The organism is Kitasatospora sp. CM 4170 (genome assembly GCF_032110285.1).
Lineage (GTDB): Bacteria > Actinomycetota > Actinomycetes > Streptomycetales > Streptomycetaceae > Kitasatospora > Kitasatospora aburaviensis.
The window spans coordinates 4063040-4075552 of sequence record NZ_CP134877.1 but is presented as its reverse complement, the minus strand read 5'-3'; the positions used below and the strand labels follow the sequence as shown (position 1 = coordinate 4075552).

The window sequence follows — 12513 nt, the reverse complement described above, 5'->3', positions numbered from 1 at the left end:
GGCGTGCTGGTAGAACTCGACGCCCCCCTCGCCCCGCTGACCACCCTCCGGCTCGGCGGCCCGGCCCGCCGCCTGGTGACCGCGACCACCGACGACGAGGTGGTCGCCGCCGTCCGTGAGGCCGACGCGGCCGGCGAGCCGCTGCTCGTCCTCGGCGGCGGCTCCAACCTGGTGATCGGCGACGCCGGCTTCCCCGGCACCGTGCTGCGGATCGCCACCGAGGGCTTCGCGCTGGACGGCACCGCCCTGGAGCTGGCCGCCGGCGAGGTCTGGGCCGACGCGGTCGCCCGTACGGTGGAGCGCGGCCTGGCCGGCATCGAGTTCCTGGCCGGCATCCCGGGCTCGGCCGGTGCCACCCCGGTGCAGAACGTCGGCGCCTACGGCCAGGACGTGGCCCAGTCGATCACCGAGGTGGTCGCGTACGACCGCCGGGCCGGCCGGGTGGTCACCCTCTCCAACGCCGAGTGCGCCTTCTCCTACCGGCACAGCCGCTTCAAGGCCGACCCGGACCGCTACGTCGTCCTGCGGGTGCGCTTCGAGCTGGAGGACAACGCCGGGCTCTCCACCCCCGTCCGGTACGCCGAGACCGCCCGCCACCTGGGGGTCGAGCAGGGCGAGCCGGTCCCGCTGGCCGACGCCCACGGCGCCGTCCTGCGGCTGCGCTCGGGCAAGGGCATGGTGCTGGACCCGGCCGACCACGACACCTGGTCCGCCGGCTCCTTCTTCACCAACCCGGTGCTGAGCGCCGAGCAGTACACGGCCTTCCTGGCCCTGACCGTCGAGCGCGAGCTCACCGCCCCCGCCTATCCGGCGCCGGACGGCTGCACCAAGACCTCGGCCGCCTGGCTGATCGACCGGGCGGGCTTCGGCAAGGGCTACGGCCGCGGCCCGGCCACCCTCTCGACCAAGCACACCCTGGCCCTCACCAACCGCGGCGCGGCCACCGCCGAGGACCTGCTCGCGCTCGCCCGGGAGATCCGGGACGGAGTGCGGGCGGCCTTCGGCGTGGAGCTGGTGAACGAGCCGGTGATGGTCGGCGTCACGCTGTAGCGGCGCCGTCCACCAGCCAGGCGTCGATGTCCGCCAGCAGCTCCTTGCGCACGCTCTCCGGCGCGCACGAGCCGCGGACCGACTGGCGGGCCAGCTCGGCCAGTTCGGCCTCGCCGAAGCCGAGCACGTCCCGGGCCAGCTCGTACTGGTCGGCCAGCCGGCTGCCGAAGAGCAGCGGGTCGTCGGCGCCCAGCGCCAGCGGCACGCCCGCGTCGAACAGCCGCCGCAGCGGCACGTCCTCGGCGCGCTCGTAGACGCCCAGCGAGACGTTGGAGGACGGGCAGACCTCGCAGGTCACCTGACGGTCGGCCAGCCGCTGCATCAGCCGCGGGTCGTCCGCGGCCCGGACGCCGTGGCCGATCCGGCCAGCGCCGAGGTCGTCCAGGCAGTCCCGGACGGACTCCGGGCCGGCCAGCTCGCCCCCGTGCGGGGCGGCCAGCAGGCCGCCCTTGCGGGCGATCTCGAAGGCCCGGTCGAAGTCCCGGGCCAGGCCGCGGCGCTCGTCGTTGGAGAGGCCGAAGCCCACCACACCGTGGTCGGCGTACCGGACGGCCAACCGGGCCAGCGTCCGGGCGTCCATCGGGGACTTCATCCGGTTGGCCGCGACCAGCACCCGGATGCCGACGCCGGTGGCCGTGGAGGCGTGCTCCACCGCGTCCAGGATCAGCTCCAGGGCGGGGATCAGACCGCCGAGCCGGGGGGCGTACGAGGTCGGGTCGACCTGGATCTCCAGCCAGCGCGAGCCGTCCCGCCGCTCGTCCTGGGCGGTCTCCAGCACCAGCCGGCGGATGTCGGCCTCGTCCCGCAGCACCGAGCGGGCCGTGTCGTAGAGGCGCTGGAACCGGAACCAGCCGCGCTCGTCGGTCGCCCGCAGCCTGGGCGGCTCGGCGGAGCTGAGCGCCTCGGGCAGCCGGACGCCGTGCTTGTCGGCCAGTTCGAGCAGGGTGGCCGGGCGCATCGAGCCGGTGAAGTGCAGGTGCAGGTGGGCCTTCGGGAGGTCCCTGACGTCTCGCGGGTTCAACAGGCGTTCCATTCGCCGATCCTGCCGTATCCGGCCCCGATACGGGAACCGCCCCCTTCCCATCCCCCGAAGGGGTGAAAAGGGGGCGGCTGCCGGGTGGTGTCGCCGCGAGGTCAGGCGGTGGCCTCGCCGAGCAGCTTCTGGATCCGGCTGACGCCCTCGACCAGGTCGGCGTCGCCCAGCGCGTACGACAGGCGCAGGTAGCCCGGGGTGCCGAAGGCCTCGCCCGGGACGACCGCGACCTCGGCCTCGTCCAGGATCAGCGCGGCCAGCTCGCCGGAGGTCTGCGGGCGCTTGCCGCGGATCTCCTTGCCGAGCAGGGCCTTGACCGACGGGTAGACGTAGAAGGCGCCCTCGGGCTCGGGGCAGACGACGCCCTCGATCTCGTTGAGCATCTTCACGATGGTCCGGCGGCGGCGGTCGAACGCGGTGCGCATCTCGTGCACGGCGGAGAGGTCGCCGGTGACGGCGGCGATCGCGGCGCGCTGCGCGACGTTGGAGACGTTCGAGGTGGCGTGCGACTGCAGGTTGGTCGCGGCCTTGACGACGTCCTTGGGGCCGATCACCCAGCCCACCCGCCAGCCGGTCATCGCGTAGGTCTTGGCGACGCCGTTCACCACGATGCACTTGTCGGCCAGCTCGGGCAGCAGGGCCGGCAGCGAGGTGAAGGTCGCGTCGCCGTAGACCAGGTGCTCGTAGATCTCGTCGGTCAGCACCCAGAGGCCGTGCTCCAGCGCCCAGCGGCCGATCTCCTCGGCCTCGGCCCGGGTGTACACCGCGCCGGTCGGGTTGGACGGCGAGACGAAGAGGACGACCTTGGTGTTCTCGGTGCGGGCGGCCTCCAGCTGCTCGACCGAGACCTTGTACCCGGTGGTCTCGTCCGACACGACCTCCACCGGCACGCCGCCGGCCAGCTGGATCGACTCCGGGTAGGTGGTCCAGTACGGCGCCGGGACGATGACCTCGTCGCCCGGGTCGAGGATCGCGGCGAAGGCCTCGTAGATCGCCTGCTTGCCGCCGTTGGTCACCAGGATCTGGGCGGGGTCCACCTCGTAGCCCGAGTCGCGCAGCGTCTTGGCGGCGATGGCGGCCTTCAGCTCGGGCAGGCCGCCGGCGGGGGTGTACCGGTGGTTCTTGGGGTCGCGGCAGGCCTCGACGGCGGCCTCGACGATGTAGTCCGGGGTCGGGAAGTCCGGCTCGCCGGCGCCGAAGCCGATCACCGGCCGGCCGGCCGCCTTGAGGGCCTTGGCCTTGGCGTCCACGGCGAGGGTCGCGGACTCGGCGATCGCGCCGATCCGGGCGGAGACGCGCCGGTCGGCGGGGCGGACGGAACTGTCGGGCTGCGGGGTGGAAGCGCTCATGCCTGCATGGTCCCAGAACCGGGACGGACCGGGTGTGGTGGTTTCACCATATGTACGTGCCCGTCCGTATCGCGGCGCGCGAATCCCGCCGCAATCCCGCCGCAATCCGCTGCGCGGTCCGGCCCGTAGCGCGGCCCGCGGCGCCGGGGGAGGAACGGGGGGAAACCGCCCGGGACCGGCCGGGAAACGGAAGAGGTTCGACCAAACACCCCTCGACCACGTACACTCACTCCTCGACGGCCACCGAGAAGCCACAGCTTCCACCACCTGTGCATACAGCGGCGGAAGATGCGGTACGTTGGTGGCCGCTACTGGAGCCGCGAGGCACCGTAGGGCAATAGCTCAATTGGTAGAGCACCGGTCTCCAAAACCGGCGGTTGGGGGTTCGAGTCCCTCTTGCCCTGCTGCTTGATCCGCATTCAGCCCGTTCGCTCCACAGAGCGAGCGGGCTTGATGCGGAGAGGGCACCGAACAGCACCGCTTAAGCCGGCCGCTCGTGCCCGATCGGGTACGCAGGTGATGATCGGCAGGACCCGGATTCAGGTGAGGACGAGTGACGGAGACCACGGGCTCCACCGCAACGCCTGAGAGCGGCAACCCCGAGGGTGCCGACGGCGCTGCCGAGACCACGCCTGCCGAGTCGCGCCGCGACCGCAAGCGGGGCGAGAAGAAGTCCGGCAAGCGTGCCAAGAAGGGCGTGTTCGCCCGCCTTGCCCTCTTCTACCGCCAGATCATCGCCGAGCTGCGCAAGGTCGTCTGGCCCAGCCGGAACGAGCTGGTCAACTACACCACCGTCGTGGTCGTGTTCGTCGTCGTCGTGATGGCCTTCGTGGCCGGCCTCGACTACGGGTTCTCGAAGCTCAGCCTCTGGATCTTCGGCTGACCGAGCCGCACCGCCTCCACCACAGCCTCCCGACCCGGGCCGATTCTTCGGTCCGGGTCGAGCTGTCGGCGCCGGACGTACGGGGCCGCTACCGTTGACTCGGTACTGTTGAAGTCTCCGAGGCATCCGTCGGCGCCCGCGTGAGCGAGCGGCGCCGGAGCGGTCCCGGAGCGCGCCACCTTCACCATCTCCAGGAAAGAAGCAGCCACCGTGTCTGAGTCCCCCCTGTACGACGCCGACGAGACCGTCCGCGAGGCGGATGTCGCCGCCGAGCTGGACGCGGCCGAGCTGGCTGACGACACCGAGTCCGCCGAGCAGATCGTCGACGCCGCGGACAGCGACGAGGACGAGGCCGAGGCGTACGACGAGGCCGAGGCCGGCGAGCCCGCCGAGGAGGCCGCGCTGCACGTGGAGTCCGAGGAGTCCGAGGAGTCCGACGAGTCCGACGAGGAGCCCGCTGCCGAGGACGAGGCCGAGGCCGTCGAGCCGGCCGTCGAGGTCGACCCGGTCGCCAAGTTCCGCGAGGACCTGCGCTTCATGCCCGGCGAGTGGTACGTGATCCACACCTACGCCGGCTACGAGAACCGGGTGAAGCAGAACCTGGAGCAGCGCGCGGTCTCCCTCAACGTGGAGGAGTACATCTTCCAGGCCGAGGTGCCCCAGGAGGAGGTCGTCCAGATCAAGAACGGCGACCGCAAGACCATCCGCCAGAACAAGCTCCCCGGCTACGTCCTGGTGCGCATGGACCTCACCCCGGAGTCCTGGGGCGTCGTGCGCAACACCCCCGGTGTCACCGGCTTCGTCGGCAACGCCTACGACCCGTACCCGCTGACCCTGGACGAGGTCGTCAAGATGCTCGCCCCGGACGTCGAGCGCCAGGCGGCCAAGGAGGCCGGCAAGGCCTCGCCGGTGCGCCCGGTCGAGGTCCAGGTGCTCGACTTCGAGGTCGGCGACTCGGTCACCGTCACCGACGGCCCGTTCGCCACCCTGCAGGCGACCATCAACGAGATCAACCCCGACTCCAAGAAGGTCAAGGGCCTGGTCGAGATCTTCGGCCGGGAGACCCCGGTCGAGCTCTCCTTCGACCAGATCCAGAAGAACTAGCCGTCACGTACTTCGGCTTCGGGGCGGGGGCTGCGGCTCCCGCCCCGAAAGCCGTTTTGGTCCAGCGGCGCATCCGCGTTAGCCTGGTCCGATGTGTGTGCTGGCGACCGGGTGTCGCCCCGGTTCGGCACGCACCAGCAATCACCTCTCGGAAGGACCCGGAGAGACATGCCTCCCAAGAAGAAGAAGGTCACGGGGCTTATCAAGCTCCAGATCAACGCCGGCGCGGCCAACCCGGCGCCGCCGGTCGGCCCCGCGCTGGGTCAGCACGGCGTCAACATCATGGAGTTCTGCAAGGCCTACAACGCTGCGACCGAGTCGCAGCGCGGCATGATCGTGCCGGTGGAGATCACGGTCTACGAGGACCGCACCTTCACCTTCATCACGAAGACGCCGCCGGCCGCGCGCCTCATCCTGAAGGCCGCGGGCATCGACAAGGGCTCCAGCGAGCCGCACAAGACCAAGGTCGCGAAGCTCACCAGCGCCCAGGTCCGCGAGATCGCCACCACCAAGATGCCCGACCTGAACGCCAACGACCTGGACGCGGCGGCGAAGATCATCGCCGGCACCGCCCGGTCGATGGGCATCACCGTCGAGGGCTGAGCAGCCCCGTCCCGCCAGGGACTGATGTCTCAGTCTCGTCCCCCGTGGTAGGGCCTGCGCAGGCCCGAGGCACCACAACTCCCATCACCATTCAGGAGCAGCAGTGAAGCGCAGCAAGGCTCTGAAGGCCGCGGACGCCCAGGTCGACCGCCAGCGCCTTTACGCCCCCCTCGAGGCCATCCGCCTCGCCAAGGCGACCAGCACCACCAAGTTCGACGGCACCGTCGAGGTCGCCATGCGTCTGGGTGTCGACCCGCGCAAGGCCGACCAGATGGTCCGCAGCACCGTGATCCTCCCGCACGGCACCGGTAAGACCGCTCGGGTCCTGGTCTTCGCGACCGGCGAGCGTGCCGAGGCCGCGCGTGCTGCGGGCGCCGACATCGTCGGTGCCGACGAGCTCATCGACGAGGTCGCCAAGGGCAAGCTGGACTTCGACGCCGTCGTCGCCACCCCGGACCTCATGGGCAAGGTCGGCCGCCTCGGCCGCGTGCTCGGTCCCCGTGGTCTGATGCCGAACCCGAAGACCGGCACCGTCACCCCCGATGTCGCCAAGGCTGTCAACGACATCAAGGGCGGCAAGATCGAGTTCCGCGTCGACAAGCACTCGAACCTGCACTTCATCATCGGTAAGGTCTCCTTCACCGACGAGCAGCTGGTCGAGAACTACGCCGCCGCGCTGGACGAGGTGCTCCGCGCCAAGCCGTCCGCCGCCAAGGGCCGCTACATCAAGAAGACCGCGGTCTCCACCACCATCGGCCCCGGCATCCCGGTGGACCCGAACCGCACCCGCAACCTCCTGGTCGAGGAGGACCCGGCCGCCCTCTGAGCCTCGTGCTCCGACCGGTAGCCGCGTCCTGGGCGCAGCAGTAGACCGTACGGCGGGCCCGTATCCCTTTCACCGGGGGTGCGGGCCCGCCGTCGTGTCCGGGGGCGGGCCGCCGGTGGCGGAGGCGGGTTGTGTCCGGATCGAGACCGGAGCGGGGGCCGAGCGGCGCGCGCCGCGTCGTACGCTCGGCCGGTCCGACGATATGACCGGACCTTTGCCCGCGAGCCGACCGCCGGAGTGTGCAGTGCCACCCGCCCTTCGCCCCGCCGCCCAGGGGGCCGCCCTGCTGCTGCTCGCCGGCGCGCTGACCGCCTGCAGTCTGATGGCCGTCTCGGGGGACCGGACCCCGGACGACGGGGCCGCCACCGTCCGGCCGCCCAAGCAGGTGCTGCTCTCGGCCGCGCAGGCCCTGGACGACGTGGGCGGCGCGCGGATCGAGGCGGTGGAGGAGGGCCCGGAGGGGCGCCGCTCCGCCTCCGGCACGGTGTCCTGGGGAGCCCGGGACGACGCCGAGCTGACCCTCACCGACGAGCGGGGCAGTGGTCGGCTGCGGGTCCAGGACGGCACCCTCGACCTCGGCTACGACGGGGCCCCGGCCCGGCGCGCGGAGCGGGCCGACGCCGAGTCGCTCGACCCGCGCGCCAACGGCGGCGGGTACGCGGGCGGCTGGCTGACCGGACTGGTCACCAACCCGGGCGGCCGCGCCCACGCCATGGCGCTGGCCGGCAAGCTCACCTCGCTCGGCGGCGAGCAGCTGGCCGGCACCACCGTGGCGCACTACCGGGGCTCGGCCTCGGTCGCCGAGTTCTTCGCCGCCGACGAGGGGATCGGCGAGGCGCGGCTCGCCGCGGTGCTGGTGTACTACCGCGAGCGCGGGGTCGCCACGATCGGCTACGACTTCTGGGTCGCGCCCGGCGACCACCTGCTCAGGCTCCGGGCCACCGCCCAGGGCAGCGCGGGAACCGTGGTCACCACGACGGACGTCTCGGAGACCGGGACAGCCCCGGAGGGCCCGGCCGCGGCGGGGTGACCGGGCCGGGGATATCCGGTGGGGAGCGGGCTCGGCGATTGGTTAGAGTCTGCTGGGAACGACCCGGGACCGGGTCGCAACGGGGGGATCTGCTCATGCGCGCTCTGCGGCTCGGTGCCGTCGTCGTCACGTCCGCCGTCCTGGTCGCCGCCCTGGCGGCCTGCGGCAGCAGCGGCAAGTCGGACGCCGGGACGGATCCGAAGTCCGCGGCCGACGCGATCGCGGGCCAGGTGGCCGACCTCGACCCCAAGGCGGCGCTGGCCGCCTCGGCCCTGGTGATGCAGAAGGCCGGCAACGGCAGCATCAGCGTGGTCACGCCCGAGGACACCGGCACCGGCGCCGCCGACTGGCGGCAGAAGCTCGCGGTCGACCTGTCCGGCCAGGGGAGCGGCGGTACCAAGGCCCGCGTCGTCGGCGACGACCTCTACCTCGGCGGCGGCCCCGCGACGGCCGCCCTCGGCGGCAAGCACTGGGCCAGGACGGACCCCAAGGACCCGCTCCTCGGGCCGACGGCCGGGGTCTTCCTGACCACCGCGCAGATGGTCAACCCGGTCCTGCAGCTGACCGTTGCGGCCCAGGCCGGCAAGCCGACCAAGGTCGGACCGGAGACCGTCGACGGGGTCCAGACCACGCACTTCCACGCGGTCGAGGACGCCGCCAAGCTCGTCGAGGGCCTGGGTGCGCTCAGCGCCGACCAGCGCGCCGCCGTGCAGAAGACGCTCGCCGAGGACGGCAAGACGCTGACCGTCGACCTCTGGATCAACGCCAAGCAGGAGCTCGTGCAGCTCAAGGAGTACGGGGACAAGGGCGGCGAGAAGTCGACCGTCACGGTCAAGTACTCCGGCCTGGGCGCCGCTCCCAAGATCGAGGCACCCGCCGCGAGTGACGTGGGCAAGGCGGCCGACCTCGCCAAGCTCTTCAACTGAGCCCACCGGGCTCGTCTTTCACCTGCTTCCGCGCCTGGCCCACCGCGCGCCCGGGAGCTCCTCGGAGGGGGAATCATGGCTGGAACCACCACCCGCAACACCGCCGTGGCCGTCGTGCTGGCCGCACTGGCCCTGACCGCGACCGCCTGCAACGACGACAAGAGCGGCAGCGCCGCGCCCGCCGCGCCGACCTCGGCCGCCGCACAGCCGGCCACGGCCACCCCGGCCGCGGCGACCCCGACCGCCGAGCCGACCAAGGAGGCCCCGGTCAAGCTGACCCCGGCGGCCTACCTGAAGCTGGTCACCGAGAAGACCGGCGCGCAGACCTCCGCGAAGGTCACCGAGGAGATCAGCATCGGCGGCGGCACGATCAAGGCGACCGGGGCCCTCTCCTGGGCCGCCGGCCTCCAGGGCGAGCTGCAGATGGACATGTCGGCGACGGCCGCGGGCAAGCAGCTCTCCGCGCTCACCGGCGGCTCCACCCTCACCGCCCGGTACCTCAAGGACGGGATGTACATGCGGGTGGGCGGCCAGGCCGTCCAGGAGCTCGGCGGCAAGCACTGGCTGCACTACAGCTACGAGGACCTCGGCAAGGCCCAGGGCGGGATCGGCGGCAACCAGCTGAAGGGCGCCGACCCGGTCGAGGGCGTGCGGACCCTGATCGCCTCGGGCAAGGTCAGCGAGGCCGGCACGGAGACCGTCGGCGGCAAGCAGACCACCCACTACACCGGTGAGCTGACCGTCGCCGACCTGGCCGCCGCGGGCGGCAGCGGGCTGACCGACGAGCAGTTCGCGCAGGTGAAGAAGAACCTCAAGGCCGCCGGGGTCACCAGTGAGACGGTGGACGTCTGGGTCGACTCGGACAACCTGGTGGTGAAGCGGACCGAGGAGGCCGACACCAAGGCCGGCCCGTTCAAGGTCACCGTCACCTACTCGGACTACGGCACCAAGGTGGCCACCACGGCGCCGGACCCGTCCGACGTCGCCGAGTTGGCGGACGTCGCCGGGGCGGCCAAGGGGGGCGCCGCGAGCTGACCGGCCCGCTGGTGGCATGGTGGCTCGCAGGACGTGGCCGCGCGGGCGGCCGGGCGGTGACGGGACGGAACGGGAGACGGGCATGGCGGTGCGGCGGCGGCTGGCGGCCGGGACGGCCGCGGTGCTGCTGGCGGGCGGCCTGACGGCGTGCGGGAGCGACGGTGCGCCCGCGCCGACGCCCTCGCGCACGCCGACGCCGACCAGCGCCTCCCCGACCGGCCCGGCCAAGCCGACCGACCGCTCCCCGCACGGCGTCCTGCTCTCGGCCCAGCTCAACGCCCAGACCGCCCGCCGGGCCAAGGTCAACTACCGGCTGGGGTCGGACGCCGGCACCGGCCCGCTGTTCTGGTTGCCGAAGACGGCGCTCCAGGTGAAGCGCACCACCCCGGCCGAGGCCGAGCAGCTGATCGTCGTGGACACCGTCGCCTACCAGGGCGGCGACGCGGCCGCCACGGCCCGGCTCGGCGGGCGGCACTGGGAGCGGTTCTCCGTCCCGCCGGGCCCGGACGGCCACAAGGAGATCCCGTACGCCGGGCTGATCGACCTGCTCAACCCGGCCGAGGCGCTGGCCGCCGCCACCGCGGACGGGGTGGAGGCGCAGTTCGTCGGCGAGGAGAAGTTCGAGGACGCGACGGTCGCGCACTACCGGGTCACCACCGACGCCGAGCGGTACGCGGCGGCGCAGACCCAGCTGAGCCCGGCCCGGCGGGACGGGCTGCGCGCCGCGCTGACCCCGGGCGGCTCGGTCTCGCTGACCCTGGACCTCTGGCTGAACGACAGGGACCAGTTGGTGAAGCTGCAGCGCACCGGCACCGGGGAGATCGGCCGGGCGGACGACTCGGTGGTCTACTCGGAGTTCGCCGGCCCGCTCTCGGTGCAGGCCCCGGCCGAGGGGGACACCGTGGACGCCGGCACCCGCAGCGTCTCCCCGCTGGCCCGCTGAGCGCCGGTCGGCTGACCGCCGGCCCGCTGATCGCCGAAGCCGGTCGCCGACCGGCGGCGGGGCCGGCCGCCGGCCCCGCGGAGGGCGATTTGCCCCGGACGGCGGAGTCCGGCTACTGTTGCCGAAGCCAAAGACCGCTGGTTGTCGCCGTACGTCCGCAAGGACGTTCGCGACCGAAGGATCTGCGCTTCGTCGCAGGCAGCCCGCGCAGGACTGTTTGGAGCTTGGACTTCCGGGTCGTGTGTGTCCGCACACGGGACCTGTCGAGGTCGTGCTGAGCCCCGTGCGCCTGCGCACCGGGGCTCATCTGCTTTTCCGCAGAGGCTTTCCTTCCGTCCGGTGGTCCGCGGCGCGAATGGTCGACTCTCGCGGTCGGCCGGACTTCGACATCACGGAAGGAGGCGTAAGCCTATGGCTAGGCCCGACAAGGCTGCTGCCGTCGCCGAGATCACGGAGATGTTCCGTGGCTCGAACGCGGCCGTACTGACCGAGTACCGCGGTCTGACGGTGAAGCAGGTCAAGACCCTGCGTCGCTCGCTGGGTGACAACGCCCAGTACGCCGTGGTGAAGAACACGCTGACCAAGATCGCGGCCAACGAGGTCGGGATCACGGAGCTCGACGACCTGTTCGCCGGTCCGACGGCTGTTGCCTTCGTCACCGGTGACCCGGTGGAGTCGGCGAAGGCTCTGCGTGACTTCGCCAAGGAGAACCCCGCTCTCGTCATCAAGGGCGGTGTTCTTGATGGCAAGGCACTGTCCGCCGATGACATCAAGAAGCTCGCGGACCTCGAGTCCCGCGAGGTGCTGCTCGCCAAGCTGGCGGGTGCCCTGAAGGCCAAGCAGTCCCAGGCTGCCGCGCTCTTCCAGGCCCTGCCGTCGAAGCTCGTCCGCACTGTGGACGCGCTGCGCGACAAGGTCGAGCAGGGCGGTGCCGGTACGCCGGCTCCCGCCGCCGAGGACGAGGCCGCGGAGTAATTCCGCAGGCTCACGCCTCGCTGCGGGCCCGTGCCCGCCCAACCCGTACATACGGCACCACCTGCCGATTTAGTGGAAGGACGCCATCATGGCGAAGCTGTCCCAGGACGAGCTGCTCGCGCAGTTCGAGGAGCTCACCCTCATCGAGCTCGCCGCCTTCGTGAAGGCCTTCGAGGAGAAGTTCGACGTCACCGCCGCCGCTCCGGCCGCCGCCGTCATGGTCGCCGGCCCGGGTGCCCCGGCCGAGGCCGCTGAGGAGCAGGACGAGTTCGACGTCATCCTCGACGCCGCCGGTGACAAGAAGATCCAGGTCATCAAGGAGGTGCGCACCCTGACCTCCCTCGGCCTGAAGGAGGCCAAGGACCTCGTTGACACCGCTGGTGCCAAGGTCCTGGAGAAGGTTGCCAAGGACGTTGCCGAGAAGGCCAAGGCCGCCCTCGAGGGTGCCGGCGCCAAGGTCACCGTCAAGTGACTCTCCCCCGGCCCTAGCGGCCGGGAGGTGCCCCTGCGCCCCCTCTGAGGGGGCCGGAGCTCCGAGGCCGGGCCGATCACCCTTGCGGGTGGTCGGCCCGGCCTTTTCGCGTACCCGGGCCCGGGGCGGCCCGCGCGGCCGAACCACCGGTCCGGCCCAGAGCGCACTCGGCACTGTCGGTGCGGGCGGGTATGGTGATCGCTGACGTCGGCAGTGGCCCCGACCACGGCTTCTGTAACGCCGGGCGGGTCCGCGGCGATAGACGTGTCGAGGCCCGCGCCGGA

At 72.0% G+C, this 12513-nt stretch carries 13 protein-coding genes and 1 tRNA gene; 12 read left to right on the top strand and 2 right to left on the bottom strand.

Annotated elements, in window-relative coordinates:
* The first annotated feature begins 3 nt into the window (after window positions 1–3).
* Window positions 4–1050: a UDP-N-acetylmuramate dehydrogenase gene (locus RMN57_RS17065; RefSeq protein WP_313764219.1), complete on the top strand. Its 1047-nt coding sequence runs from the start codon at window positions 4–6 to the stop codon at window positions 1048–1050.
* On the opposite strand, the gene RMN57_RS17060 is transcribed toward RMN57_RS17065, so the two are convergent.
* Both RMN57_RS17060 and RMN57_RS17055 read right to left on the bottom strand, forming a co-directional pair.
* Window positions 1040–2083, bottom strand: a complete 1044-nt coding sequence (locus RMN57_RS17060) for an adenosine deaminase (RefSeq protein ID WP_313764218.1) — start codon at window positions 2081–2083, stop codon at window positions 1040–1042. The genes RMN57_RS17065 and RMN57_RS17060 overlap by 11 nt on opposite strands.
* A gap of 101 nt (window positions 2084–2184) precedes the next feature.
* On the bottom strand, window positions 2185–3432 hold the full coding sequence (locus RMN57_RS17055) for a pyridoxal phosphate-dependent aminotransferase (RefSeq protein ID WP_313764217.1): 1248 nt from the start codon (window positions 3430–3432) through the stop codon (window positions 2185–2187).
* 331 nt (window positions 3433–3763) lie between these two features.
* Between RMN57_RS17055 and RMN57_RS17050 the strand changes: the two genes are divergently transcribed.
* The 11 genes from RMN57_RS17050 to rplL all read left to right on the top strand — a co-directional run bounded on the left by RMN57_RS17050 (window position 3764) and on the right by rplL (window position 12229).
* A tRNA-Trp gene (locus RMN57_RS17050) sits at window positions 3764–3836 on the top strand.
* Window positions 3837–3985: 149 nt separating this feature from the next.
* Window positions 3986–4315: a preprotein translocase subunit SecE gene (gene secE, locus RMN57_RS17045; RefSeq protein WP_313764216.1), complete on the top strand. Its 330-nt coding sequence runs from the start codon at window positions 3986–3988 to the stop codon at window positions 4313–4315.
* 210 nt (window positions 4316–4525) lie between these two features.
* Window positions 4526–5419 (top strand): transcription termination/antitermination protein NusG, encoded by an 894-nt coding sequence (gene nusG / locus RMN57_RS17040; RefSeq protein ID WP_380234317.1) that lies wholly within the window; start codon window positions 4526–4528, stop codon window positions 5417–5419.
* Window positions 5420–5587: 168 nt separating this feature from the next.
* Window positions 5588–6022 carry a 50S ribosomal protein L11 gene (gene rplK, locus RMN57_RS17035; RefSeq protein ID WP_313764215.1) on the top strand — a complete coding sequence of 145 codons (435 nt, stop codon included), beginning with the start codon at window positions 5588–5590 and terminating at the stop codon, window positions 6020–6022.
* Window positions 6023–6125: 103 nt separating this feature from the next.
* Entirely contained in the window at window positions 6126–6848 is a 723-nt protein-coding gene (gene rplA, locus RMN57_RS17030; RefSeq protein WP_313764214.1) for a 50S ribosomal protein L1, read from the top strand.
* 244 nt (window positions 6849–7092) lie between these two features.
* A complete protein-coding gene (locus RMN57_RS17025) occupies window positions 7093–7878 on the top strand; it encodes a hypothetical protein (protein ID WP_313764213.1) in 786 nt (261 codons plus the stop codon).
* Between the two features lie 95 nt (window positions 7879–7973).
* A complete protein-coding gene (locus tag RMN57_RS17020; RefSeq protein WP_313764212.1) occupies window positions 7974–8804 on the top strand; it encodes a hypothetical protein in 831 nt (276 codons plus the stop codon).
* Window positions 8805–8879: 75 nt separating this feature from the next.
* Window positions 8880–9839 carry a hypothetical protein gene (locus RMN57_RS17015; protein ID WP_313764211.1) on the top strand — a complete coding sequence of 320 codons (960 nt, stop codon included), beginning with the start codon at window positions 8880–8882 and terminating at the stop codon, window positions 9837–9839.
* Between the two features lie 82 nt (window positions 9840–9921).
* A complete protein-coding gene (locus tag RMN57_RS17010; RefSeq protein ID WP_313764210.1) occupies window positions 9922–10782 on the top strand; it encodes a hypothetical protein in 861 nt (286 codons plus the stop codon).
* Between the two features lie 411 nt (window positions 10783–11193).
* Complete coding sequence (rplJ, locus tag RMN57_RS17005; RefSeq protein WP_238863793.1) at window positions 11194–11757, top strand: 50S ribosomal protein L10; 564 nt, start codon at window positions 11194–11196, stop codon at window positions 11755–11757.
* An 88-nt stretch (window positions 11758–11845) separates the two neighbouring features.
* On the top strand, window positions 11846–12229 hold the full coding sequence (gene rplL / locus RMN57_RS17000) for a 50S ribosomal protein L7/L12 (protein WP_313764209.1): 384 nt from the start codon (window positions 11846–11848) through the stop codon (window positions 12227–12229).
* The last annotated feature ends 284 nt before the right edge of the window (window positions 12230–12513 follow it).

Bases quoted from the DNA above. Each gene is read 5' to 3' on its own strand.
- RMN57_RS17020 (WP_313764212.1), top strand. From the start codon at position 7,974: ATGCGCGCTCTGCGGCTCGGTGCCGTCGTCGTCACGTCCGCCGTCCTG.
- RMN57_RS17055 (WP_313764217.1), bottom strand. From the start codon at position 3,432: ATGAGCGCTTCCACCCCGCAGCCCGACAGTTCCGTCCGCCCCGCCGAC.
- RMN57_RS17015 (WP_313764211.1), top strand. From the start codon at position 8,880: ATGGCTGGAACCACCACCCGCAACACCGCCGTGGCCGTCGTGCTGGCC.
- rplK (WP_313764215.1), top strand. From the start codon at position 5,588: ATGCCTCCCAAGAAGAAGAAGGTCACGGGGCTTATCAAGCTCCAGATC.
- RMN57_RS17010 (WP_313764210.1), top strand. From the start codon at position 9,922: ATGGCGGTGCGGCGGCGGCTGGCGGCCGGGACGGCCGCGGTGCTGCTG.
- rplL (WP_313764209.1), top strand. From the start codon at position 11,846: ATGGCGAAGCTGTCCCAGGACGAGCTGCTCGCGCAGTTCGAGGAGCTC.
- RMN57_RS17060 (WP_313764218.1), bottom strand. From the start codon at position 2,083: ATGGAACGCCTGTTGAACCCGCGAGACGTCAGGGACCTCCCGAAGGCC.
- rplJ (WP_238863793.1), top strand. From the start codon at position 11,194: ATGGCTAGGCCCGACAAGGCTGCTGCCGTCGCCGAGATCACGGAGATG.